Annotated in this window: 20 protein-coding genes; 9 read left to right on the top strand and 11 right to left on the bottom strand. The window is 64.1% G+C overall.

All coding sequences use genetic code 11. From position 1 onward, the window contains the following. Positions 1–74: 74 nt before the first annotated feature. The gene (locus ACT54B_RS17065; RefSeq protein ID WP_476046543.1) at positions 75–323 is read left to right on the top strand and encodes a DUF4160 domain-containing protein; all 249 of its coding nucleotides are present in this window, start codon (positions 75–77) and stop codon (positions 321–323) included. Then, positions 310–729, top strand: a complete 420-nt coding sequence (locus tag ACT54B_RS17060; RefSeq protein ID WP_476046542.1) for a DUF2442 domain-containing protein — start codon at positions 310–312, stop codon at positions 727–729. Before ACT54B_RS17065 ends, ACT54B_RS17060 begins: the two co-directional genes overlap by 14 nt. 17 nt (positions 730–746) lie before the next feature. Here ACT54B_RS17060 and ACT54B_RS17055 read toward each other — a convergent pair whose 3' ends face one another. Further along, positions 747–1,151 (bottom strand): type II toxin-antitoxin system MqsA family antitoxin, encoded by a 405-nt coding sequence (locus tag ACT54B_RS17055; RefSeq protein WP_476046540.1) that lies wholly within the window; start codon positions 1,149–1,151, stop codon positions 747–749. Beyond that, the gene (locus tag ACT54B_RS17050) at positions 1,148–1,456 is read right to left on the bottom strand and encodes a type II toxin-antitoxin system MqsR family toxin (RefSeq protein ID WP_476046538.1); all 309 of its coding nucleotides are present in this window, start codon (positions 1,454–1,456) and stop codon (positions 1,148–1,150) included. The genes ACT54B_RS17055 and ACT54B_RS17050 overlap by 4 nt, the downstream gene beginning before the upstream one ends. Positions 1,457–1,623: 167 nt before the next feature. Here ACT54B_RS17050 and ACT54B_RS17045 point away from each other — a divergent pair, with 167 nt between their 5' ends. After that, positions 1,624–3,936: a PAS domain-containing sensor histidine kinase gene (locus ACT54B_RS17045; RefSeq protein ID WP_476046891.1), complete on the top strand. Its 2,313-nt coding sequence runs from the start codon at positions 1,624–1,626 to the stop codon at positions 3,934–3,936. Positions 3,937–3,972: 36 nt separating this feature from the next. Here ACT54B_RS17045 and pepN read toward each other — a convergent pair whose 3' ends face one another. Beyond that, complete coding sequence (pepN, locus tag ACT54B_RS17040) at positions 3,973–6,615, bottom strand: aminopeptidase N (RefSeq protein WP_476046889.1); 2,643 nt, start codon at positions 6,613–6,615, stop codon at positions 3,973–3,975. Positions 6,616–6,935: 320 nt separating this feature from the next. Here pepN and ACT54B_RS17035 point away from each other — a divergent pair, with 320 nt between their 5' ends. Beyond that, positions 6,936–7,865, top strand: coding sequence for a DMT family transporter (locus ACT54B_RS17035; RefSeq protein ID WP_476046536.1), 930 nt, complete (start codon positions 6,936–6,938; stop codon positions 7,863–7,865). A 3-nt stretch (positions 7,866–7,868) separates the two neighbouring features. Here the strand turns inward: ACT54B_RS17035 and ACT54B_RS17030 are convergent, their stop codons facing one another. Continuing rightward, complete coding sequence (locus tag ACT54B_RS17030) at positions 7,869–9,095, bottom strand: MFS transporter (protein ID WP_476046534.1); 1,227 nt, start codon at positions 9,093–9,095, stop codon at positions 7,869–7,871. Between the two features lie 272 nt (positions 9,096–9,367). Between ACT54B_RS17030 and ACT54B_RS17025 the strand changes: the two genes are divergently transcribed. Continuing rightward, complete coding sequence (locus tag ACT54B_RS17025; RefSeq protein ID WP_476046532.1) at positions 9,368–10,306, top strand: hypothetical protein; 939 nt, start codon at positions 9,368–9,370, stop codon at positions 10,304–10,306. A gap of 9 nt (positions 10,307–10,315) precedes the next feature. Here the strand turns inward: ACT54B_RS17025 and ACT54B_RS17020 are convergent, their stop codons facing one another. The 4 genes from ACT54B_RS17020 to ACT54B_RS17005 form a co-directional block, all read right to left on the bottom strand. Continuing rightward, positions 10,316–10,504 carry a hypothetical protein gene (locus ACT54B_RS17020; RefSeq protein ID WP_476046530.1) on the bottom strand — a complete coding sequence of 63 codons (189 nt, stop codon included), beginning with the start codon at positions 10,502–10,504 and terminating at the stop codon, positions 10,316–10,318. Between the two features lie 209 nt (positions 10,505–10,713). After that, on the bottom strand, positions 10,714–11,580 hold the full coding sequence (locus ACT54B_RS17015) for a uracil-DNA glycosylase (RefSeq protein ID WP_476046528.1): 867 nt from the start codon (positions 11,578–11,580) through the stop codon (positions 10,714–10,716). A gap of 47 nt (positions 11,581–11,627) precedes the next feature. Then, the gene (locus ACT54B_RS17010; protein WP_476046526.1) at positions 11,628–12,908 is read right to left on the bottom strand and encodes an Hsp70 family protein; all 1,281 of its coding nucleotides are present in this window, start codon (positions 12,906–12,908) and stop codon (positions 11,628–11,630) included. 311 nt (positions 12,909–13,219) lie between these two features. After that, positions 13,220–13,996 carry an ABC transporter substrate-binding protein gene (locus ACT54B_RS17005; RefSeq protein WP_476046524.1) on the bottom strand — a complete coding sequence of 259 codons (777 nt, stop codon included), beginning with the start codon at positions 13,994–13,996 and terminating at the stop codon, positions 13,220–13,222. A gap of 199 nt (positions 13,997–14,195) precedes the next feature. Between ACT54B_RS17005 and ACT54B_RS17000 the strand changes: the two genes are divergently transcribed. Together ACT54B_RS17000 and ACT54B_RS16995 are read left to right on the top strand one after the other, a co-directional pair. Beyond that, positions 14,196–15,164 (top strand): LysR family transcriptional regulator, encoded by a 969-nt coding sequence (locus ACT54B_RS17000; protein WP_476046522.1) that lies wholly within the window; start codon positions 14,196–14,198, stop codon positions 15,162–15,164. Between the two features lie 78 nt (positions 15,165–15,242). After that, positions 15,243–16,373, top strand: coding sequence for an NAD(P)/FAD-dependent oxidoreductase (locus ACT54B_RS16995; protein ID WP_476046520.1), 1,131 nt, complete (start codon positions 15,243–15,245; stop codon positions 16,371–16,373). A gap of 18 nt (positions 16,374–16,391) precedes the next feature. On the opposite strand, the gene ACT54B_RS16990 is transcribed toward ACT54B_RS16995, so the two are convergent. Genes ACT54B_RS16990 through ACT54B_RS16980 form a run of 3 tightly spaced genes read right to left on the bottom strand, consistent with a single transcriptional unit; the run spans position 16,392 to position 19,470 of the window. Next, the gene (locus tag ACT54B_RS16990; protein WP_476046518.1) at positions 16,392–17,183 is read right to left on the bottom strand and encodes an SDR family oxidoreductase; all 792 of its coding nucleotides are present in this window, start codon (positions 17,181–17,183) and stop codon (positions 16,392–16,394) included. Between the two features lie 41 nt (positions 17,184–17,224). Then, positions 17,225–18,640 (bottom strand): FAD-binding oxidoreductase, encoded by a 1,416-nt coding sequence (locus ACT54B_RS16985; protein WP_476046516.1) that lies wholly within the window; start codon positions 18,638–18,640, stop codon positions 17,225–17,227. A 53-nt stretch (positions 18,641–18,693) separates the two neighbouring features. Further along, complete coding sequence (locus ACT54B_RS16980; RefSeq protein WP_476046515.1) at positions 18,694–19,470, bottom strand: DUF3667 domain-containing protein; 777 nt, start codon at positions 19,468–19,470, stop codon at positions 18,694–18,696. A gap of 290 nt (positions 19,471–19,760) precedes the next feature. Between ACT54B_RS16980 and ACT54B_RS16975 the strand changes: the two genes are divergently transcribed. Both ACT54B_RS16975 and ACT54B_RS16970 read left to right on the top strand, forming a co-directional pair. Continuing rightward, positions 19,761–21,425, top strand: coding sequence for an electron transfer flavoprotein-ubiquinone oxidoreductase (locus ACT54B_RS16975; RefSeq protein WP_476046513.1), 1,665 nt, complete (start codon positions 19,761–19,763; stop codon positions 21,423–21,425). Positions 21,426–21,746: 321 nt separating this feature from the next. Beyond that, positions 21,747–22,385 (top strand): HAD family hydrolase, encoded by a 639-nt coding sequence (locus ACT54B_RS16970; protein WP_476046512.1) that lies wholly within the window; start codon positions 21,747–21,749, stop codon positions 22,383–22,385. The last annotated feature ends 55 nt before the right edge of the window (positions 22,386–22,440 follow it).

Here is a 22,440-nt window from a genome sequence, read left to right as displayed (position 1 = left end):
TTCTAATTTAAAGTTTCTGCAGAAACAGGCAGTCAGCGCTTCCCAAGCGCTTGGGTTTTTGTTAGGATCATTCCATGCCGACGGTGATGCGCCTCGGCGGATACCGGGTTGTCATCTATCTCAATGACCATCGGCCCGCCCATGTTCATGTGCTGGATGGCGGGCGCTCTGCCGTCTTCGCCCTGAATTGTTATCGCGGACCGGTGGAGCTTCGCGAAAGCCATGGCTTTGCGCGGGCTGAAGCAAGCCGCGTCTGCCGGCTTCTGGAAGCCGTGGTAGAGGCTCTTTGCCGGGAATGGAGGCGTTTCCATGCCGATATCTGACGAAGAATGGCAGACTGCCCGGGCGCGGGGTGCGCGCGTGGCAGGGCGTGCCGCGACCGGGGTGCGCTACGATCCCGTTCGCAAGGCGATCCTCATCGAATTCGGCGATGGCTCCTTTTTCGGTGTCCCGGCGGACCGCCTGGAAGGGCTGCGCGACGCGAGCGAGCCTCACCGCGCCCACGTCCTTCTGCAGGGCGCCGGGACGGGCCTTCATTGGCCTGACCTCGATCTCGACCTTCTGGTTTCCGGCCTGCTTGAGGGCCTGTTCGGCACCCGCGCTTTCATGGCCGGCCAGTTGGGCGCTGCCGGGGGCCGGGTGTGCAGCGCCGCCAAATCCGCCACCGCCCGCGAAAACGGCCGCAAGGGCGGCCGGCCGCGGAAAGCCGTGCAGTCGGAGAGCGTCTAGATGCGGAGGGCAGTCCCTCAGCCGGCTTTCAGCCGGTCCAGCTCCTCGGGATGTCTTTCCAGCAGCCGGAAGAGGTTGATGACTGCGGGAGAGGGCTCGATGGCGCCTGTCTCGTAGCGGGAGAAGGCATTATGTCCGCCACCGGTCAGTCGTGCGGCCTCGGCTTGCTTGAGATTCAACTTTTTCCTGATGCGCCGCAATTCAAGCCCTACCGCCTGCCGCGCTGCGAGGACCAGAGCATCGCCGGCCTCCGCATAGCGCACTGCGCTTTCAGGTTCGAATTCGATCTCGCCGCAGAGGGTGCACCGAAAGCCCGACAGGTTGCCGACTGTCGCCTGTCGATCCCGATAGTCGACGGTCAGGCTCTCGCCGCAAAAGGAGACCATCTCCGCTGCGCCGCAGCTTCCACACTGTCGTGTCATGTCTCCAGCTCCTTGAATTGAATGACGGGCGCGCCATCGTCACGAAGGGTGATCTTGATGTATGCCTTTCCCGCCGGGGTCTCCCCATGATAGACATCCTGCCACAGGCGGCTGTCCGCATAGGTCGTCATCGACTTGTAGAGACAGGCTGGCGTCAAGCACGAAACGGCCTCGACCATCTCCGCAAGGGTCAGGCCCATTCTGCGGCCCCCATCGAGAGCCGTCCGCGTGAATGCAGCACTCCCACGTTCCTCGACGCGGATGATCACCACTGCCAGATCGTAGTGCGCTATCCTTTTCTCCATGGCTAATATTACCCATATTGGGTAGTATCGCAAGGAAAATGTCCACATCGCCCCGCTTAACGAATCCTTATCAAATTTCGCTGGACAAGCCGAATCACCGATGATTCATTAGGGCAGATTCGCGAAGCGGCTATTGCGAATCATGACGAGGAATCAGGGTATTGACGATGATGGACGTGCGGCGGGCAACCGCGGCCGATGCTCGGCTGCGTTTCAAATTTCCGGACCGTGAACAGGGTGTGGGGCGCCCCGAGGGAGGGGTCCGGTTGTTTTCGGAACCGGTCGCCATGCAGCTCTCCCGTCTGGAGCCTCTTCTCAAGCGGGCCATTCCCGTTCTGATCGTCGTCTTCCTCGTCGTGGTGGCGATTGCGCGCGTGGCCGGCATTCTCTCCCAGCAGGCCCGCATCCAGGAAGCGGCGCGCGACAGTGTCTCGCTGTCGGCGGCACTGGCGGCCACCGCCTTTGCCGGCGGCGCCGTCGATCTTTCCGACCATGCGGCCGTCGAGAAGCAGTTGCAGAAGGTGTTGCCGCAGGACCGCATGGCCCCGGGCGCCTTCGTGATGATGGTGACAGCGACCGGCCGGGTGACGGGCGCTTCGGCTGCGGGCGAAGGCTTCGTCGGCCGCAACATCTTCAATCTCATTCCGGAAGTGGCCTCCGCCCAGCGGTTCGATGGCCATGCGGGCATTTTCGAAACCACCATCGGCGGCATTCCCCATTATGCAACGCTGGTGCTGGTCGGCGACAAGGGCGATTTCCTGCTGGCGGGCCGCTCGCAGGCGGCGATCAACGATCTCTGGCGCGAGGAAATCGCGCTGAATGTCACGCTTTTCGCCGGCATTTCCTCGATCCTGCTGGTCATCCTCTACGCCTATTACAATCAGGTGCGCCGGGCGCGCGATGCGGACAGCATCTTCCTCGAAAGCAATCTCCGGGTCGAGCTCGCGCTGTCGCGCGGCCGCTGCGGCCTCTGGGATTTCGATTTCGCCAACCGCCGGCTCTACTGGTCGCGTTCGCTTTACGAAATGCTCGGCATGCCGCCGTCGGACCAGTTCCTGTCCTTCGCGGATGCGGCGCGCCTCATGCATCCGGAAGACGACAATCTGAGCCAGCTTGCCCGCGCCGTCGCCAAGGGTGACAGCCGGCAGGTGGACCGCGTCTTCCGCATGCGCCATGCGCAGGGGCATTATGTCTGGATGCGCGCCCGCGCCCAGGTGATCCGCAATCCCTCCGGCCGCGTGCACATGATCGGCATCGCCATGGACGTGACCGAGCAGCACCGGCTCGCCCAGCGCTATGCGGAAGCCGACCAGCGGCTCGCCGACGCCATCGAATGTACCTCGGAAGCCTTCGTGCTCTGGGACAAGCATGACCGCCTCGTCATGTGCAACGCCCACTTCCAGCAGGCCTACGGGCTTCCGGACACCGTGCTGGTGCCGGGCACCGAACGGGCACTGGTGAATGCGGCGGCGGCCCGCCCGGTGATCGAGCGGCGGCTCGCCGACGAGACGCGCGGCGGCCTTTCCCAGACCACCGAAGTGCAGCTGGCCGACGAGCGCTGGCTGCAGATCAACGAGCGCCGCACCCGCGACGGCGGCCTCGTCTCGGTCGGCACCGACATCACCCAGCTGAAGCGCAACCAGGAGCGCCTGCGCGACAGCGAGCGCCGCCTGATGGCGACGATCAACGATCTCTCCGCCTCGCGCCTGACGCTGGAGCGCCAGAAAGCGGAGCTTTCCACCGCCAATGCCAATTATCAGGCGGAAAAGGAGCGCGCCGAGGCCGCCAACCGGGCGAAATCGGAATTCCTCGCCAATATGTCGCATGAGCTGCGCACGCCGCTGAACGCGATCATGGGCTTTTCGGACATCCTCCAGAACCAGATGTTCGGCGCCATCGGTTCGCCGAAATATCTCGAATATTCCCGCGACATTCACGAAAGCGGCAAGCATCTCCTCAACGTCATCAACGATATTCTGGACATGTCGAAGATCGAGGCCGGGCACATGAAGCTCAGCCGCGAGAAGATCGATCTGCAGCCGCTTGTCGAGGAAAGCCTGCGCTTTACCGCCATTCCCGCCGCCCACAAGGGCATCTATATCGACCAGCGGGTCGAGCCGGGCCTGACGCTGGATGCGGATCGCCGGGCGATGAAGCAGATCCTGCTGAACATCCTCTCCAATGCGGTGAAGTTCACCAATGAGGGCGGGCGCATCGCGGTGCGCGTGCGCCGCATCGGCAACCGCGCGGTCTTCACCATCGCCGATACGGGCATCGGCATTCCGAAGGGGGCGCTCGCCAAGATCGGCCAGCCCTTCGAGCAGGTGCAGAACCAGTATGCGAAGAGCCGCGGCGGCTCCGGTCTGGGTCTCGCCATTTCCCGCTCGCTCACCATGCTGCATGGCGGCACGATGCAGATCCGCTCCCGCGAAAATTGCGGCACGGTCATCACCCTGAAGATCCCGGATTGCGGCTGCTGACCGCCAGGGGGAGGGAAGCGGCCGGAACGGCCGCGATCACCCCAGCATGCGGTCGACGATATCCTTCACATCCCTTGAAAGGGCCGGCGCCGACTGGATGCGGCGCAAGGCCTTTTCCGCCTCGGCCCCGCGATGGGTCTCGAGAATCCGCCAGGAACGCAGCGCGGTGAGAAGCCGGGCGGCGAGCTGCGGGTTCTTCGGATCGTGTTCCAGGATCTGGTCCGCAAAGAAACGGTAGCCCGCGCCATCCGCCCGGTGGAAGCCGGTGCTGTTCTGGAAGGCAAAGGTGCCCACCAGAGAACGCACCCGGTTCGGGTTCTTGGCGTTGTAAAGCGGGTGGGCCATCAGCCCCTCGATCCGGGAGAGCGTTTCCGCACCGGGAATGGTGGCCTGCACGGTAAACCACTTGTCCATGACCAGCGCATTCTCGCCGAACCGGGTTTCGAACCGGGAGAGGGCCTCCTTCGCTTCCGCACTGTCGGGGAAGTGGTGGGCAAGCACCGTCATGGCATGGAACTGCACGGTCATGTTGTCGGCCTCGGCAAAGGCCTTCGCGGCGCGGGCAGGACTTGCCTCGCAGATCGCCAGATAGCCGAGCGCCGCATTGCCGAGCGCGCGGCGGCCGGCGCCTTCCGCATCGGGCGCGAAGGGCGCGGAGGTGGTCATGGCCGCATGGATGGCCTCGAATTCGGCCTGGCCGGCCGCTGCCACACTCGCCAGAATGGCGCGACGGGCGCGGTGGTTGGCATCCGGATCGTTGTTTTCGCCAAGCGCGCGGGCAATGTCGCCTTCGGAGGGAAGCGCCAGCGCCTGGGCGCGGAACGCCGGTTCAAGCGCGCCGTCGCGGGCCGTGGCGATCAGGGCATCGACGAGGGCAGGGGACGCCTTGGCCTGCGCGCCCGCACCGGAGCGCACCGCTTCCACCATATCCTTCAGCGCCAGATCGGTAATCGCCTGCCAGCGGGTGAAGAGATCGCTGTCATGCCGGGCAAGATGGGCGCGGTCCGCCTCGCTCTGGGCAAAGGCGATATTGACCGGCGCGGAGAAACCGCGATTGAGCGACAGCACCGGCCGTTCGGAAAGGCCGCTGAAGGTCACCACATGGCGCTGTTCCTTCAGGTGCAGCACGCCTTCGGCAAAGTCCGCACCGGAAGCGGAGGCCGGCGGAAGCGCCTTGCCGTCGGCACCGATCAGCCCGAGCGCCAGCGGCACATGCATGGGCTTCTTGACCGGCTGGCCGGGGGTGGCGGGCACCGCCTGGTCGAGCGTCAGCGTGTAGGTGCGGGTGGCCGCGTCATAGGCTTCGGCGACCGTGATGACGGGCGTGCCGGCCTGATGATACCAGAGCGAGAACTGGCCGAGATCGACGCCATTGGCATCCTCGAAGCACTTGACGAAGTCTTCGACCGTCGCGGCATCGCCGTCGTGGCGCTCGAAATAGAGATCCATGCCCTTCTTGAAACCCTCGCGGCCGAGAACGGTCGCGATCATCCGGGTTACTTCCGAGCCCTTCTCGTAGACGGTAGACGTGTAGAAGTTGTTGATCTCGCGATAGGCCGTCGGACGGACGGGATGGGCGAGCGGACCCGCATCCTCGGCAAACTGCTCGGCCTTCAGGTGGCGCACCTCGGCGATGCGCTTGACCGCGCGCGAACGCTGGTCGGCGGAAAATTCGTGGTCGCGATAAACGGTCAGCCCTTCCTTCAGGCAGAGCTGGAACCAGTCGCGGCAGGTGATGCGGTTGCCGGTCCAGTTGTGGAAATATTCATGCGCGATGATCGCCTCGATATTGGCATAGTCCGCATCGGTCGCGGTTTCGGGATCGGCGAGCACATATTTGTCGTTGAAGATGTTGAGGCCCTTGTTCTCCATGGCCCCCATGTTGAAGTCGGAGACGGCGACGATCATGAAGATGTCGAGATCGTATTCGCGCCCGAAGACCTCCTCGTCCCACTGCATGGAACGCTTCAGCGCATCCATGGCATAGGTCGCGCGCGGCTCCTTGCCGTGCTCCACATAGATCTTCAGCGCCACCTCGCGGCCGCTCATGGTGGTGAATGTGTCTTCCACCACGCCGAGATCGCCCGCGACCAGCGCGAACAGGTAGCTCGGCTTCGGATGCGGATCGAACCAGGCGGCGAAATGCTTGTCCGGGCCAAAGCCCGCGCCGCCGAGGAAATTGCCGTTGGAAAGCAGCAGCGGGTTCGGCCCCTTGTCGGCGATGATGTTGACCGTATAGGGCGCCAGCACGTCCGGCCGGTCGGGGAAATAGGTGATGCGGCGGAAGCCTTCTGCCTCGCACTGGGTGCAATAGATGCCGTTCGAGCGGTAAAGCCCCATCAGCTGCGTGTTGGCGGACGGATTGATGAAGGTGGTGACGGTGATTTCGAACGGCGTTTCGGCGGGAAGGTCGCGGATCTCAAGCCGCTCGGGCGAGACCGTGTAGCGATCCGCCGGCAGCTCGGACTGGTCGAGCAGCAGGCTGTAAAGCGAGAGTTCGTCACCGTCGAGAACGAGCGCGGCCTTTGGGTCGGCGCCCTCGCGGCGATGGAAAATCAGGCGGGATTCCACCTTGGTTTCGGTTGGGTCAAGCTCGAAGGTCAGATCCACCCGCTCGAGAACGAAGGGGGTAGGGCGGTAATCTGCCAGGTGAATGGCCTGGCCTGCTTCTTTGCGCATGGTCGTTCCCGGTTCGGATTTCTGGTCTTCTGTCGTCATTCTGGCGCGCCTCGGAAACCCCTCGGGAATGTTAAGCCAGTCCTTGTTCGGGAAGGCTGACAGATAATTCTGAATTATTACTAAAATTGACGGCAATAAATTCAAACGCCACCGTCAGGTTGTATCGGGGCGTTTTTGCCAAGGGGGGTATCATAAGTCTTGGTCGTGTCATCAGGATTTTTCATGAATACGCACAAGCGATTCCGCTAGCCTGTCGGCAAGCGATGTCGCCTTAACCCTCGGGCGCACTGTCCGGTTCCTGCTTCTCCCTGAAAGCCCCCATGCCTGCTCTTCCCACCGGCCCCATGCGGGGCATTGCCCTGAAACTCTGCTCCGTCGGCATTTTTCTCGCCATGCAAACGCTGATCAAGCTGGCCGGTACGGGCATCAATCCCGGGCAGGTGGTGTTCTACCGCTCGGCTTTCGCTCTCGTGCCGATCATGGGTTACCTGCTGTGGCGCAGTGAACTGCGCGCAGCCTTCGTCACGGAAAGCCCCTTCGGCCATTTCAAGCGCGGCTTCATCGGCGTCATTTCCATGGGCTGCGGGTTCTACAGTCTGGCGGTGCTGCCGCTGCCGGAATGGATTGCGCTCAACTATGCCATGCCGCTCTTTTCCGTGTTCTGCGGCTGGGCGCTGCTCGGCGAGCCGGTGCGCATCTATCGCTGGACGGCGGTGGCGGTCGGGCTGCTCGGCGTGCTGATCATCTCCTGGCCGAAGCTGACCCTGTTCGGCACGGAAGGCTTCGGTTCCACCGAGGCCGTCGGTGCGCTGGTGGTGCTGGCCGGGGCGGCGGGGGCGGCCCTTGCCATGGTGCAGATCCGCATTCTCGTGCGCACGGAAAAGACGCCCACCATCGTCCTCTATTTCTCGATCACCTCGGCATTGCTGGCGCTGGTCAGCCTGCCCTTCGGCTGGTCCTGGCTCGATCTGAACCAGACGGTTCTCCTGGTGCTGGCGGGATTTGCCGGCGGCGTTGCGCAGATCCTGCTGACGGAAAGCTACCGCCACGCGGAGGTCTCCACCATCGCGCCCTTCGAATATTCCTCGATCCTGTTCGGCATTCCGGTGTCCTGGATGCTGTTCGGAGAGGTGCCGGCCACGACCATGCTGATCGGCACCGCCATCACCATCTCGGCCGGAATCTACATCATCCATCGGGAACGCCGGTTGCAGCGGGAAATGCTGTCCAGCGAGGCGCCGGTTCGCTGACTCTCACCCCTCGGAGAGAGGGGAAACCCCTTCCGTCCCCTGCATGGGAAGCGGCATGGCGTGGAAATCGGTGGCGGCATCGCGCGTATCGGTGACGCGGCGCTGCATGCGCCACCAGGCATAGCCCGCATAAAGCGCGAAGGCGATGGCGAGGAACCAGAGAAGGCCGTTCGGCCCGACATATTCCATGGCGGTCCCGCCCATCAGCGGCCCGGACACGGTGCCGAGGCCATAGAGGATCATGATGCCGGAGGAGATCATCACATATTCCTCCGGTTCGGCGCGGTCATTGGCATGCGCCACGTTGAGCGCGTAGACCGGGTAGAGCACGGTGCCGACCAGAAAGGCCCCGACATAGAGAAGCCAGGTGCTGACCCCGCCCGCAAGGCTCATGGCCACGCAGGCAAGAACGCCGGTGATGCCGCTGCCGATCATCACGTAGCGCCGGTCGATCCGGTCGGAGAGACGGCCGATCGGCATCTGCGAGACGGCACCGCCCGCAAGGGCTGCGGCAAGCAGCGTCGCGCCCTCGGCGGTCGAAAGTCCCGCCTTCTGCGTATAGACGCCGCCGAGACTGCCCCAGGTGCCGGAGAGCGCGCCCGACAGCAGCGATCCCCAGAAGGCAATCGGCGAGCGGCGGAGCAGGCGGGTGAGGTTGAAGCTCGCCTTGGCAATCGGCGCGGGCGTTTCCGCCGTCGAAAGGGCGGTCGGCAGCAGCGCCAGCGAGAAGATGACGCCGCACAGGATGAACAGGTCCGGCTTGCCGATATCGCCGAGTGGCACCAGATATTGCCCGCCGATCGAGCCGACGAGGCAGGTGATCATGTAGACCGAGAAGAGCGTGCCGCGGTTCTCGTTGGTGACCCGCTCGTTCAGCCAGCTCTCGATGATCAGATAGGCGCCCGCAATGGCAAAACCCGAGACCATGCGGAAGAAGAACCAGGCCCGCCATTCCACCATCAGCGCGCAGAGCAGGATACCGACGGTCAGCAGCGTGATCAGCGCCCCGAACACCCGGACATGCCCGACCCGGCGCACGAAGAACGGCGTCACGATGCAAGAGAGGGTGAAACCGAACGTATAGCCGGTGGCGATGAACGAGATGGCGATGGTCGACCATCCCTCGCTGAGCGAACGGATCGGCAGCATGTAGTTCATCAACCCGAAGCCGATCATCATCAGCAGCGTGGACGCCATGAGGCTGGCAATGGAAAGCAGGCTGCGGATCATGGTCTGTGGTCCTGTTCGACGCGTCGGGCGAGAAATCTTCGGTTCGGTGTCATCATCGCGAATGAGGCAGCAAAGGGGCGGCCCCGTTTGCGACAGTCATTATCCCCATATCTTCTGTAGTTTACTAAAACTTATTGTGTTAACCGAATGTTAGTCTTCTTCTTGATTTTCAAGCATAATAGGGGCAACGTTCCCCTGCGGATGGGATGAAAGGCTGTCTGAAGCGGAAAAGGCGCACGGTAGGGCGTCGGGTTCCACGGTGTACCGAGCAAATGATGCAGAATTTGGCCTTGCAGACGCAGTCGCCGACAACCGAAGGGGAAACGGCCGCCGATCACGCTCCGCGCGCATTGACGCCGTCGGAGATCGCGGCGCATCCTGCCATTCTGCCGGCGCTGGCGCAGCTGGCCATGGGCCTGCGCGGCGTGTTTGGAGACAATCCCCGTCTCGGCCGCACTCTTGCCTCGCACCAGCGCTGGCTGATGTCGCAAGCCGCCATGGCGCTCTATCTCGAATATCGCCCCGAAGAACGCAATTCCGGTCTGACCGTCGGTCGCTTGCGCGACATCGTCACCACCACCTCCGCTGCCAGCCGCAATACCGTTTTGAACTTCATGGAAGAAATGCGCCACTACCGTTTCGTCCGGGATGTGCCGGCGCCGGCCTCCGGGCGCATGCGCCGTCGCCGGGTGGAAGTGACGGAAATTGCCGACCGCGCGATGCGCCGCTGGTTCGAGGTCAATCTCATGGTCCTGGATGGCCTGGATGGCGGAAACCGGGCGGCGCTGCATGCGGCCGATCCAACGCTGTTCGAGCGCGCCCAGCCCGCGATGGCGCGCGCTTGCCTGGCCGATCCGCTCTGGCTGGAGCCGCCGGGCCATGTGGGCCTCTTCCAGTGGACGGAAGGCGGCGCGCTCGTCATGGACGAGCTGGTTGCCCGCGCCACCGGCTACGAACCGGGCGAAGACGGTCGCCAGCCGGTCGGGCAGGTGAATGTCCGCTCCATGGCGGATGAATATCTCATGTCCCACACCCATCTGCAGCGGCTGTTCCGCAAGGCTGCGGAAGTCGGCGTCATCGGCTGGAGCGGCCAGCGCCGCAAGGCGGATCTCTGGGTCAGCGTCGCATTCCTGCAGGATTACGCCCGCTGGCAGGCGGCAAAGCTTTCCCATCTCGACCGGGCGTTCCAGGCGTCCCTCCAGAAAGACTGACGGGCGGGTCTAGCGCAGCGCGAAGGGCCCGTCATAGCGATGGGCCGATTGCGCGCCGGTCCGCAGGAGACCGAGCGCGCTCAGCTGCTCGTTCGTGGCAAAACAGGCCGGACGCCCGATGAAGGCGGTACGATGGGAACGGATCGCCGCCTTCAGGCTGTCGAAGGTGGAATGTGCGCGGTCGATGCGGTTGCTCATGGCGGTCGGCCTCAGTTCAGATCCGTGGATGGCGAGAACCTCCGGCGCATCGGCGCACGGAACCTCTCGGGTCGACCTCCCCCTAGCCAGAGATTACGACATGGCCGTGAAAAGACACAGGCGCGGCGACGCCGGTCTGCCATGCGCGGGCTGCACGGCCCGGTCAAAAATTTGCCATGGTCGATGGGTCGGGCACGGCAAATCGCCGGTCAGGCGAGGCCGAGCGTTTTCAGCCGGGCCTGAAAGGCAAGAAGATCCTGCCAGGCGAGCCGCTTGGAGGCCGGTGCCCGCAACAGGTCCTCCGGATGCAGGCTGGGAAGCGCGGCAATGGCCACGCCTTCCACGCCGATCTCCCGCCATTCCCCGCGCATCAGCTGGATGGAGGCTGCGGGATCGATGAGGTAACGGGCGGCGAAATTGCCCAGCACCAGCACGATCTTGGGCTTGCAGAGAGCGATCTGCCGCTCGACGAAGGGCCGGCAGATATCCATCTCCGCCTGGGTCGGCTGCCGGTTGCCCGGCGGTCGCCAAGGCAGGGCCGAGAGCGCCGCGACCTTGTCCCGGCCCAGCCCGATGGCCGCGAGCATCCGGTCGAACAGCGCGCCAGAGCGCCCGGCAAAGGCCGTGCCGCCGGAATCCTCGTCCGATCCCGGCACACCGCCGATCACCATGATGCCCGTCTCGCATGCGCCATCGACCAGAATGGTCGAACGGGCGCCGCGCTTCAGGCCGCAATGGGTGAAACCTTCGATGGCCGTGCGCAATTCCGCGAGGCTGGTTGCCATCGCCGCCACGCGCCGGGCCTCGGCAATCGCTTCCTGGTCCGGCAAGGGCAGCGGCTGGGCGGAGGGGGCAGGGCCGCGCGTGTCCTGCGGCCTTCCGGCCGCCGCCGCACGGGCAGGGGCCGCCGATGCCGGCGCATCCGCCACGCGAGGTGCGCGCGCCTGCCTTTCGGCGGCAAAGGCGGCGAACCGGTCCTGCGGCTCATCCTCCAGCAGCACGTCCACGCCCGCATCCGCATAGAAATGCAGAAGCGCGGCAAGGGCCTGCGGGGGGAGGGTCTCGGCGTCGATCATGGGCCGGACCTTATCCGAGGCGGGGCTTCCATATCAAGCAATGATCCTCAGGCCGCCCAGGCACCGATATCCTCCAGCTCGCCGATCAGCGCCAGGCCATGGGCAATCGAGATCAGTTCTCCACCGCTTTCGATGCGCGAGCCGTCGAAACGCTGTTCGAAGATGCGCCGGACCGCCGGCACGAAGGAGGACCCGCCCGTGAGGAACACCTTGTCGATGGCCCCGGCGGGTGTCTCTGTCTTTTCCAGCACCTCGTCCAGCGCCGCCTCGATGCGGGCGAGATCGGGCGCAATCCAGCGCTCGAAATCCGCCCGGCGCACCACCTGCCGGCCGGCGGCACCCAGAGGGGCGAAGGAAAATTCTGCCTCTTCCTCGCTGGACAGCGCCATCTTCAGTTTCGAGACCGCCTGATAAAGCGGAAAGCCCTCGTCATGCTCGACCAGTTCGATGAAGAGCTCCAGCATGTCGGGCGCATCGGCCACGCGCACGAGCTTCTTCAGCTCCTGGAATTCGCGGGAGGTCTTGAAGATCGAGAGCTGGTTCCAGCGGCCGAAATTGGCATAGTAGCCGCTCGGCACGTCCAGCCGCTTGTCGAAGGAGCGGAAGGTGGTGCCCTTGCCGATGGCCGGCGAGACGACATTGTCGACGATACGGAAATCGAAGTGGTCGCCGGCAATGCCCACGCCCGAATGGCCGATCGGGCGGGCGGAAAGCTGGCCGCCCTGTCGCTCGAAGCGGATCAGCGAATAGTCCGTGGTGCCGCCGCCGAAATCGGCGACCAGAACGGTGGCATCCGCCTTCAACTGCTGGGCGAAGAAGAAGGCGGCCGCCACCGGTTCGTAGACATAATGGATATCGGTAAAGCCGAGCCGCGACAGCGCCTCGTTGTAGCGGGCGAGCGCCAGCGCCTCGTCGGCGCTCGCGCCTGCGAAGGCGACGGGGCGCCCGACCACGATGCGCCCGGGTTGCGCGGGCCAGCTCTCGCCCGCATAGGCCCGAAGCCGCTCGGTAAAGGTCTCCATCAGGTCCTCGAAGGTCTTGCGCCACGCAAAGACCTGGGTTGCCTGGAAGAGCGGGCTTGCCGCGAACGTCTTGATCGATTGCAGGAACCGGCATTCGCCGGGATTGTCGATGAACTGGCGGATCGCCGCCTGTCCGGCCTCGGGATGCAGGCTGGTATCCGGCTTTTTCAGGAACGACAGCGCGGTGCGCATCGTATCCTGTTTGCCGGCCGGGCTGTCGAAGACCATGGACCGGGTCGTCTCTCCGGCCGAGACCGCGATGACCGAATTGGTGGTGCCGAAATCGAAGCCCAATGCGCGAGCCATGCCCGTCACTCCTTGCCATGCCTGTTTTGGGAAAAGGGGCTCGGCCAACAAAGGAAGGCGCCGCCCGTGAGGGACGCGCCTGATGCCATGTTCGGCAGGGGATGGCAAGATCGCACGGAGATTATCCGCCGGTAAGGCCCATCGGCGTGCGGCAGACCGTCACCGCGGCTGGCATCCTCGGGCTTGTCCCGAGGATCTGCTGCGGCCGGCAGGATGGAAGGGTCGGCGGATGCCCGGCACAGGTTGGGGCAAGAAGGCCGAATGTTACGGCCCGACATGAAAAGGGCGGGGAAACCCCGCCCTGATCCGGCTTACTTCATCGTGTAGACGTCGATGGTGAAGTACTTGTCGTTGATCTGCTTGTAGGTGCCGTCGGCGCGGATTTCGTCGAGCGCCTTGTTCAGCTTTTCGCGCAGCGCATTGTCTTCCTGGCGCACGGCAATGCCCACGCCTTCGCCGACGAACTTCGGATCGGTGATCGGATCGCCGGCGAGCTTGCAGCATTCGCCATCCTTGCTCTTGCTCGTCCAGTCGAGCAGCGGCAGCATGTCGCCCACCTGCATGTCGAGACGGCCGTTGACCATGTCGAGGTTCACCTCGTCCTGGGTCGGGTAGAGCTTGATGTCGGAGTCGGGATAGACGGCGGTGATGTAGTCCGCCTGGGTCGTGCCCGACTGGGCGCCGATGGTCTTGCCCTTCAGCGCTTCGGGCGAGAAGTCGGTAAGCGCGCTATCCTTCGGCACGACGCGGGTCATGGCGGCCAGATAGTAGGGGTTGGAGAACGAAACCTGCTTCTTGCGCTCTTCGGTGATGAACATCGAGGCGATGATCATGTCGTATTTCTTGGCGAGCAGGCCGGGAATGATGCCGTCCCAGTCCTGGGCGACGACGGTGCATTCCGCATCCATCTTGGCGCAGAGGGCCTTGCCGATTTCCACGTCGAAGCCGGTGATGGTGCCGTCTGCCTCGATCTTGTTGAAGGGCGGGTAGGCGCCTTCCGTACCGATGACCAGCTTGTCGGCAGCACCCGCCGGCGCGGCGAAGAGCCCGGCGGCAACGAGCGCGAGGGCGGCGATTGTCTTCTTCATGATCCGTGTTCCCCAAATGAATGCATCAAAAATTCCGGCCCCGGTTCTTCTGGGGGTGCCGGTGGCTCAACCGGGCCTTCCGTCCACATGGGCAGGAGGTCCCCGGATGCTGGACACTCTAGCGCTCAATGTGCATAAGCGAAATAGATACTGAAGATAGTCGGAATTGTTTCTGTTGATGGAGGGGAGAGGACAGCCCATGGCCCGTCATCGTCTCGAGCGCTTCGCCCATAATCTCGACTGGAACCTCCTGCGCACGTTCGCCGTGGTGGTGGAGGAAGGGTCGATCACCGGTGCCGCAAGCCGGCTTCTTCTCCAGCAGCCCGCCGTCAGCATGGCGCTGAAGCGGCTGGAACAGACGGTCGGCCACCGCCTCATCGACCGCAGGCCGGGTCGTTTCGACCTGACCGAAGCGGGTGACCGGCTCTACCGCCAGTGCCGGGATATCTTCGCCGCCGTGGTGCGCCTGCCGGAATCGCTCGACCAGGCCGGCGAGGACGTGACCGGCCATGTCAGCATCTATTCCGTCAGCCATGTGCACAGTCCCCACTGGGACCGGAAGCTCTCCAGCTTCTTCGCCGCCCATCCCAAGGTCAGCCTCAGCGTGACCATCCAGACCACCACCGACGTCATCTCCGCAGTGGAGCGCAATGTCGCGACCATCGGTCTCTCGGATGGCGTCATTCCGGAAGCGCTCCGGCGCGCGCCCTACAAGCGGGAACGCTATGCGCTCTATTGCGGACGCGGCCACCGGCTCTTCGGTGTCGAGGGCGTCACGCTCGATGCGCTGCGCGGCGATCCCTATGTGGCCTTTCCGGCCGACATGCTGGGCGGACCGCACATGAGCGCGGTGACGGCGGTGCGGGCGCTCGGCTCCTTCGGGCAGGAAGTGCGCGCCGTCTCCAGCCATGTGGAGGAGGTGCTGCGCCTCATCGCCGCCAATGTCGGCATCGGCATGCTGCCGGTCCATCTTGCCACCGCCGCGGTCCGGGCGGGTCGCCTCTGGCAATTGCCGCCCTACGCGGACCTGCCGGTCACCGAGGTGTTCCGCATCACCAATCCCAATGCCATGCTGAACGCCGCCGAGCAGCGCTTCCTTGCCCATATGGACGACACGGACTTTCTGCCCGAGGAAATCGAGGACAGCGAAGACTATTATTCCTATTGATAGCCATCTTCGGGGGTATCAATTTGAAGGCGGGGTGGCCGCCGCCTATTGCTCTTCTCGAACAGGGAAGGGGCGGGCATGGATACGGTAGACATCGCAATCGTCGGCGGCGGGATCGCGGGAGCATCGCTGGCCTATTTCCTCGGTGCAGGTGTTTCCGTGGCTCTTCTCGAGGCGGAGGACCAGCCGGGCTATCATGCCACCGCCCGTTCTGCTGCCGAATTCGTGCTGAACTACAATCCGCCGGAAATCCGGGCACTGGCCCGCGCCGCCAAACCTTTCTTCGATGCGCCGCCCGCGGGCTTTACGGATGTGCCGCTGCTGAAGCCGCGCGGCGGCGTGGTGATGGCGCATGAGGAGGACCGCGCGCTTCTCGACACGCAATTTGAAGACCTGTCCGGGCGGGTGGACGGCCTTCTCCGCCTGACACCGGAGGAGGTGAAGGCCCGTATCCCCTTCATCGATCCGACAAGTTTTGCCGCCGCCTATTACGATCCGGAGTATTGGGACATCGAGGCGGACAGCCTGTTGCAGGCCTATCTGCGGCAGGCCCGCAAGGCGGGCCTGGATGTCAGGCTGAAGGCTGGCCTCGTCTCCGCCCGCCGGGAAAACGGTGCCTGGGTCGTCGAAACCGCCTCCGGGCCGCTGCGGGCGGGCATTCTCGTCAATGCCGCCGGAGGCTGGGCGGATGCGGTGGCGGTTCTGTGCGGCGTCGCGCCGCTCGGCATCGTGCCGCACCGGCGCACCGCCATTCTGGTCGATCTGCCGGAGGGCATGGAGGCGCTTGCCCTGCCGGAAGTGAATGACGTGGCGGATGCCTTCTATTTCAAGCCGGATGCGGGCCGCCTGCTGGTCTCGCCGGCAGACGAGACGCCCTGCGAACCCGGCGACGTGCAGCCGGAAGAGATCGACATTGCCTGGGCCGTGCATCACCTGGAGTCACATACCGGCCTCAAGGTGAAGCGGGTGGCAAAGGCCTGGGCGGGCATGCGCAGCTTTTCGCCCGACCGGCTGCCCGTCGCGGGTTTCGACCCGGCTTGCCCCGGCTTCTTCTGGCTGGCCGGGCAGGGGGGCTTCGGCATCCTGACCTCGCCAGCCCTCGGCGCTCTGTCGGCGGCCCTGCTGCAAGGCGAACCGGTGCCGGATGCGCTCGCTCGCGAGGGAATCACCGCAGAAACCTTCGCGCCGGCCCGGTTCCGCCGGCGCTGATCGCCAGAAGAAGCGGCCTCAGACGCTGCGGGCCGCGCCGCCATCGCAGCGGATCATCGAGCCGGTGATATAGCTCGCCTTGGTGGAGACAAGGAAGGCGGCGGTGGCGCCGAATTCCTCCACCGTGCCGTAGCGCCCCGCGGGGATCGCGGCTTCCGAGTCCGCCCGGACCGTTTCCACCGTCCTGCCGCTTCGCTCGGCGGCCCGGCGATCGAGTTCGTCGAGCCGTGCGGTGAGAATGCTGCCCGGAAGCAGCATGTTGACGGTCACGCCATCGGCGGCAACCTCGCCTGCCAGGGTCTTCGACCAGCCTGCCAGGGCCGGCCGCAGCGTGTTCGAAATGGCAATCCCGGGAATGGGCTCGATGATGCCGGAAGAGGCGACCGTCAGGATGCGGCCGAAGCCGCGCGCCCGCATGCCGGGCAGGAATGCCTGCGCCAGCGCGATCTGGCGCAGCACCATCGCCTCGAAATGGGTGGCAAGCAGCTCGGGCGTCGCGTCCTGCGCCGAACCGGGCGGCGGACCGCCGGAATTGTTCACGAGAATATCGAGCGCGCCGCCATAGATCTGGTCTACCGTGGTGGAAAGCTTTTCGACGACCTTAGCATCGAAGAGATCGGCCTCGGTAAAGAAGGCCCGGCCCGGCCCCATCTCGTTGAGATGGGAGGTGCGGCGGGCGAGTTCGTCCCGGTCGCGGCCGCACAGAATAACATCTGCCCCCTCCGCCACCAGCGCGCCGGCAATGCCGGCCCCAAGCCCGCGCGACGACGCAAGCACCAGCGCCCTTTTACCAAGCAGTCCAAGATCCATGCATGACTCCATGAGAGGGAGAAAAGAGAGAGGGGGGCGATTTAAGTGTCCGTTTCCCCGGTGAACGGCACCTTGCCGGGATTGAACAGCAGCTCCGGATCGAGCGCGCGCTTGATCCCGTCGGCCAGCCTGCGCTTCACCCGATCGCTATAGGTGAAGTAGGCATGCCGTTTTTCAAGCCCGATGCCGTGCTCTGCGGAAAAACTCCCGCCGAGCGCCTGAACGCCGTCATAGACGGTCTGTTCGATGTCGATGCGCCTGCTGTCGCTGACCGCACCCGCATGGGTGATGGATATATGCAGGTTTCCGTCCGCCATATGGCCGTAGACATAGGCGCCGATATCGGGATCGAGCCGCTTCAGCCGCTCCCGGAAGGCGACGACATAGGCATCGAGGCTGCCTGGCGGCACCGACACGTCGAAGGAGGGGGCATCGGGATGCTCCCGGTAGATGAAATCCGCCTGTTCGCGCAGCTGCCAGAAGCGGTTTCGCTGGGCGAGCGACTGGGCGACGAGGCCGCAGGTCAGGCCGGCGCGCTCCCAATGGTCGGCCAGTATGGATTCCAGCGCCTCCCGCGCGGCTTCTGCCGAAAGGCCGGACACTTCTGTCAGCAGCACCGCCGGCGTTTCTGCGGTCAGCCAGTCGGTTTCGAAGCCGTGATTGCGGGCACTGTCTTCGAAGAAATGCCGCCACATCAACTCCGCGCCCTCCAGCCGCAGCGCGGGATGGGCCTGCAGCGCCCCGACCAGCCCCAGCGCCCGTTCGGCAGAAGGCAGGCCGACAAGCGCCGTTGCGCGCTCGCCCGTATGTCGTTCCAGCTTCAGCACCACCCGCGTGACCACGCCGAACGCGCCTTCGCCGCCGATCAGCAGATGCTTGAGATCGGGCCCGGCGGAAACCTTGATCACCCGCGTCAGGTCCGAGAAGATCGATCCGTCCGGCAGCACCGCCTCGAGCCCCAGCACCTGATGCCGCATCACCCCGTTGCGAAAGGCAAGGATGCCGCCCGCATTGGTGGAGACCATGCCGCCCAGCGTCGCCGAGCCCCGCGCCGCAAGATCGATGCCGGGCGTGAGCCCCAGCGGGCGCAGCCGCGCCTGAAGCGCCTCCAGCGTGACGCCCGCCCCGGCAACCACGCTCATCTCGCCTTCATGGATCGCTTCGATCCGGTCGAGTTTCGCGGTGGAAAGAATGATCTGCCCGGGCCGCGAAATGCCGCCGCCGACAAGGCCTGTCCGCCCGCCCTGCGTGACGATCGCGATGTTCCGCTCCCGCGCGAAGCGGACAAGCGCTGCCACCTCTTCGGTCGTGGCAGGCAGGGCCATGACGCCGCAGCCGAGATTGTCGGGATGTTCGCCGGGCGCGCGGGATGAAAGCGCGTCCGGGCCGAGCAAGGAAAGGGCGGGAAAGGCCCGGGCGAGGATGTCAGCGAGTTCAGCGGGATCAAGGGCCGTCATGGAAGCCTGCCTTCTGGAAGGAAGGCCAGCCTATGCCGGATCGAATGTCGGCTTCAAGACGCCGGAAGCGCCGGCAGGTCGATCCGCACCCCATTTTCCCACAGAACAAGCCCGCCCAGCACGATGCCGAGTGCCAGCGCCATCACAAGCGCCTGCGTGAGGACGATGCGCGCGAATCTGCCGGCGGTCATCGGTCCCAGCAGTTGCGACAGTGCAAAGGCCGTGTAGCCGAGCGAAGCCGTCGCCATCAGGCCCTGTGGCGGCACCCGGTGGAAGGGCGTGAAGAACAGCTCCAGCAGACCCTGGATCAGCGTGCTCTGCGCCACGATATAGGTGACCGCGATGGTGAATTCCGGCAGGGTGAAACCGGCGCGTCGGAAAAAGACGAAGCGCAGCAGAAGCGCCATCAACACCGCCTGCAGCAGTTCGAGCTGGTAATAATGATCATAGAGCCAGCGAACGGCAGGTTCCAGAACCGCCTTTTCGGCCGCGCTGCCATGCAGGCCCAGCACCGCATCGTCAATGCCATCGCTTCGCGTGTTGTAAAGCGTGAGCGCCCAGTACCGGAACGCCGCGATGACGATCAGATAATTGACAGGCTTGACCAGCAGCGCCCGATTTTCCTTGAGATAATGCCGGATCTGGTGTCCGGGGGCAAGGGTGAGGCCGACGATCGTGTCGCGAAAGCCGCGCTGTAGCCATATGGCGAGAAATTCCACCGCAATAGTCTGGAATGTCAGGCGCGGCGGATCCACCTCCAGCCCGCACTTGCTGCAGTACCGGCCATGGCGATCATGATCGCAGGGAACCACTTTGAACGAGCGAAGCATGCGGCCTTCCTTTTTGAAGATGCTCTAACCCGGGCGCCGCCCCGCGGCAAGGTGCACAAAGGCCCGATGCGGGCAGGGCGGGCGCGCATCCCGCCACCATGCCGCAGAAGAATATTGACGTGAACGTTAACGTCAAATAATTTGCGGGGAAGGAGCCGTTCCCTGCGGCAAAATGAGGGCTTTCGCGTCGCAAACCCGGCTCGACAATGCATCTATCATTTGCCAAGAGAGAGTGGAATGACGGGGACCGTGCCGTTTGGAGAAGACGGCCGCGAGTGGAGACTGACAGTATGACCGAAGCGATGGAGCTGCCCGAACGGGAAAGCATGGAATTCGACGTGGTGATCGTGGGCGCAGGCCCCGCTGGCCTTTCGGCCGCCATCCGTCTGAAGCAGATCAATCCGGACCTGTCGGTCGTGGTGCTGGAAAAGGGCGCCGAAGTGGGCGCGCATATCCTGTCGGGCGCCGTCGTCGATCCCGTCGGCATCGACCGCCTGCTGCCGGACTGGCGCTCAGACGAAAGCCATCCCTTCAAGACGGCCGTCACGGACGATCACTTCCTGTTCCTGGGTCCGGCCGGTTCCATCCGCCTGCCGAACGCCTTCATGCCGCCGCTGATGAACAATCATGGCAACTACATTGTCTCTCTCGGCAATGTCTGTCGCTGGCTGGCAACCAAGGCCGAAGAACTCGGCGTCGAGATCTATCCCGGCTTTGCCGCTGCCGAAGTGCTCTACAATGACGAAGGCGCCGTGATCGGCGTTGCGACCGGCGACATGGGCGTCGGCCGCGATGGCGAGCCCGGCCCGAACTATACGCGCGGCATGGCGCTGCTCGGCAAATATACGCTGATTTCGGAAGGCGTGCGCGGTTCGCTCGCCAAGGAACTGATCGCGAAATACAAGCTCTCGGAAGGCCGCGAGCCCCAAAAGTTCGGCATCGGCATCAAGGAACTCTGGGAAGTGAAGCCCGAGAACCACAAGCCGGGCCTCGTCCAGCACTCCTTCGGCTGGCCGCTCGACATGAAGACCGGTGGCGGCTCGTTCCTCTATCATCTGGAAGACAACATGGTGGCGGTCGGCTTCGTCATCCACCTGAACTACAAGAACCCCTATCTCTATCCGTTCGAGGAGTTCCAGCGCTTCAAGACGCACCCTGCCATTCGTGGCACCTTCGAAGGCGGCAAGCGCCTTTCCTATGGCGCGCGCGCGATCACCGAGGGCGGCTATCAGTCCGTTCCGAAGCTCTCCTTCCCCGGCGGCGCGCTGATCGGCTGCTCGGCGGGCTTCGTCAATGTGCCGCGCATCAAGGGCAGTCACAATGCGGTTCTCTCCGGCATGCTGGCCGCCGAAAAGCTCGCGGACGCGATTGCCAATGGCCGCGCCAATGACGAGCCGGTGGAGATCGAGAATAGCTGGCGCGATACCGATATCGGCAAGGACCTGAAGCGCGTGCGCAACGTCAAGCCGCTCTGGTCGAAGTTCGGCACGGCGATCGGCGTTGGCCTCGGCGGTATCGACATGTGGACGAACCAGCTCTTCGGCTTCTCCTTCTTCGGCACGCTGAAGCATGGCAAGACCGATGCCGCCTCGCTGGAGCCGGCGGCCAAGCACAAAAAGATTGACTACCCGAAGCCGGATGGCGTTCTGACCTTCGACCGTCTCTCCTCGGTGTTCCTGTCGAACACCAACCACGAGGAAGACCAGCCGATCCACCTGAAGCTGCTCAACCCCGAGCTTCAGAAGTCCTCGGAACTGGATGTCTATGCCGGTCCGTCGAACCGCTACTGCCCGGCCGGCGTCTATGAATGGGTGGAGAAGGACGGCAAGCCGACCTTCGTCATCAACGCGCAGAACTGCGTGCACTGCAAGACCTGCGACATCAAGGACCCGAACCAGAACATCAACTGGACGGTGCCCCAAGGTGGCGAAGGGCCGGTCTACCCGAACATGTAATGTTCGGGCGCGGCCCGCAGGAACCGCGTCAGTCAGCAATGTGGGCGAGGGGGCTGCGTCTCGTCCTGCCGGCTCCAGCGGGCAGCGCGGCACGGTGGAGGACAAGTTGGAAGCGTCTCGCCGCAACCGTGGCTTCGGGCGGCGAGACGCCATATTCCCACCATCGGCGACCCCTCACCGCGCGGGAATTCATTAGATTCGATTATACTGAAATTCTTAAATAATGCAACTCGGAAAGTGCCGGGTGGTATCCCCGACAGGGGAGGGTGCAAGGCCGAACGGGCATTCCCTCCGCCGGCGTCATGGGTTAGGTTTGGCGCCATGACAAAAGCCTTCATTTTCGATCTCGACGGGACCCTGGTGGACAGCGAACTCATCGCTGCCGAGACATTGGCCGATCTGTTGCCTGAGCTCGGGATGAGCGGCCACCACATCGCGCACCATTATCGCGGCTGGCGCTTTGCCACCATACTGGAGACCTTCTCCCGATTGACCGGGCGCGTGTTGGACGATGCCTTCATCGGGACCTATCGCACCCTGTCTGCCCGCCGCTATGAAAGCGAGCTGCAAGCTTATCCCGGCGTTCACGACATGCTGGAGGGTCTCGACCTTCCGAGGGCAATCGCCTCCAGCGGGCCGCCGGAGAAGATTGCCCGGTCTCTCGCCATCACCAGTCTGGATCGCTTCTTTCCCGCCCACACCTATAGCGCCTATACCCTGAACAGCTGGAAGCCGGAGCCGCATCTGTTCCTGCATGCGGCAGAAGCACTGCAGGTTCTCCCTTCCGAGGTCGTTGTCGTGGAAGACAGCGCTGTGGGGCTGGAGGCTGCCCGGCGGGCCGGCATGCGGGCAATCCTGCATAACCCCGACAATCATCCGGTGGATGGCGTGCCCCATTTCGCATCCTATCGGCAATTCCACGAGACCGTGGCATCCCTGCGCGATCTGCCTCAATCGTAAACACCTGTGTTCCGGTCTTTACCGTCGGTTAACCATAAATCCCTTAGGTTTCGAG

It is taken from the genome of Gellertiella sp. DMC107 (assembly GCF_056313605.1).
This window is presented reverse-complemented; position numbering and strand designations above follow the sequence as displayed.

Coding starts and splice junctions, on each gene's coding strand:
- ACT54B_RS17065 (WP_476046543.1), top strand. CDS start 75: ATGCCGACGGTGATGCGCCTCGGCGGATACCGGGTTGTCATCTATCTC.
- ACT54B_RS17060 (WP_476046542.1), top strand. CDS start 310: ATGCCGATATCTGACGAAGAATGGCAGACTGCCCGGGCGCGGGGTGCG.
- ACT54B_RS17055 (WP_476046540.1), bottom strand. CDS start 1,151: ATGACACGACAGTGTGGAAGCTGCGGCGCAGCGGAGATGGTCTCCTTT.
- ACT54B_RS17050 (WP_476046538.1), bottom strand. CDS start 1,456: ATGGAGAAAAGGATAGCGCACTACGATCTGGCAGTGGTGATCATCCGC.
- ACT54B_RS17045 (WP_476046891.1), top strand. CDS start 1,624: ATGATGGACGTGCGGCGGGCAACCGCGGCCGATGCTCGGCTGCGTTTC.
- pepN (WP_476046889.1), bottom strand. CDS start 6,615: ATGCGCAAAGAAGCAGGCCAGGCCATTCACCTGGCAGATTACCGCCCT.
- ACT54B_RS17035 (WP_476046536.1), top strand. CDS start 6,936: ATGCCTGCTCTTCCCACCGGCCCCATGCGGGGCATTGCCCTGAAACTC.
- ACT54B_RS17030 (WP_476046534.1), bottom strand. CDS start 9,095: ATGATCCGCAGCCTGCTTTCCATTGCCAGCCTCATGGCGTCCACGCTG.
- ACT54B_RS17025 (WP_476046532.1), top strand. CDS start 9,368: ATGATGCAGAATTTGGCCTTGCAGACGCAGTCGCCGACAACCGAAGGG.
- ACT54B_RS17020 (WP_476046530.1), bottom strand. CDS start 10,504: ATGAGCAACCGCATCGACCGCGCACATTCCACCTTCGACAGCCTGAAG.
- ACT54B_RS17015 (WP_476046528.1), bottom strand. CDS start 11,580: ATGATCGACGCCGAGACCCTCCCCCCGCAGGCCCTTGCCGCGCTTCTG.
- ACT54B_RS17010 (WP_476046526.1), bottom strand. CDS start 12,908: ATGGCTCGCGCATTGGGCTTCGATTTCGGCACCACCAATTCGGTCATC.
- ACT54B_RS17005 (WP_476046524.1), bottom strand. CDS start 13,996: ATGAAGAAGACAATCGCCGCCCTCGCGCTCGTTGCCGCCGGGCTCTTC.
- ACT54B_RS17000 (WP_476046522.1), top strand. CDS start 14,196: ATGGCCCGTCATCGTCTCGAGCGCTTCGCCCATAATCTCGACTGGAAC.
- ACT54B_RS16995 (WP_476046520.1), top strand. CDS start 15,243: ATGGATACGGTAGACATCGCAATCGTCGGCGGCGGGATCGCGGGAGCA.
- ACT54B_RS16990 (WP_476046518.1), bottom strand. CDS start 17,183: ATGGATCTTGGACTGCTTGGTAAAAGGGCGCTGGTGCTTGCGTCGTCG.
- ACT54B_RS16985 (WP_476046516.1), bottom strand. CDS start 18,640: ATGACGGCCCTTGATCCCGCTGAACTCGCTGACATCCTCGCCCGGGCC.
- ACT54B_RS16980 (WP_476046515.1), bottom strand. CDS start 19,470: ATGCTTCGCTCGTTCAAAGTGGTTCCCTGCGATCATGATCGCCATGGC.
- ACT54B_RS16975 (WP_476046513.1), top strand. CDS start 19,761: ATGACCGAAGCGATGGAGCTGCCCGAACGGGAAAGCATGGAATTCGAC.
- ACT54B_RS16970 (WP_476046512.1), top strand. CDS start 21,747: ATGACAAAAGCCTTCATTTTCGATCTCGACGGGACCCTGGTGGACAGC.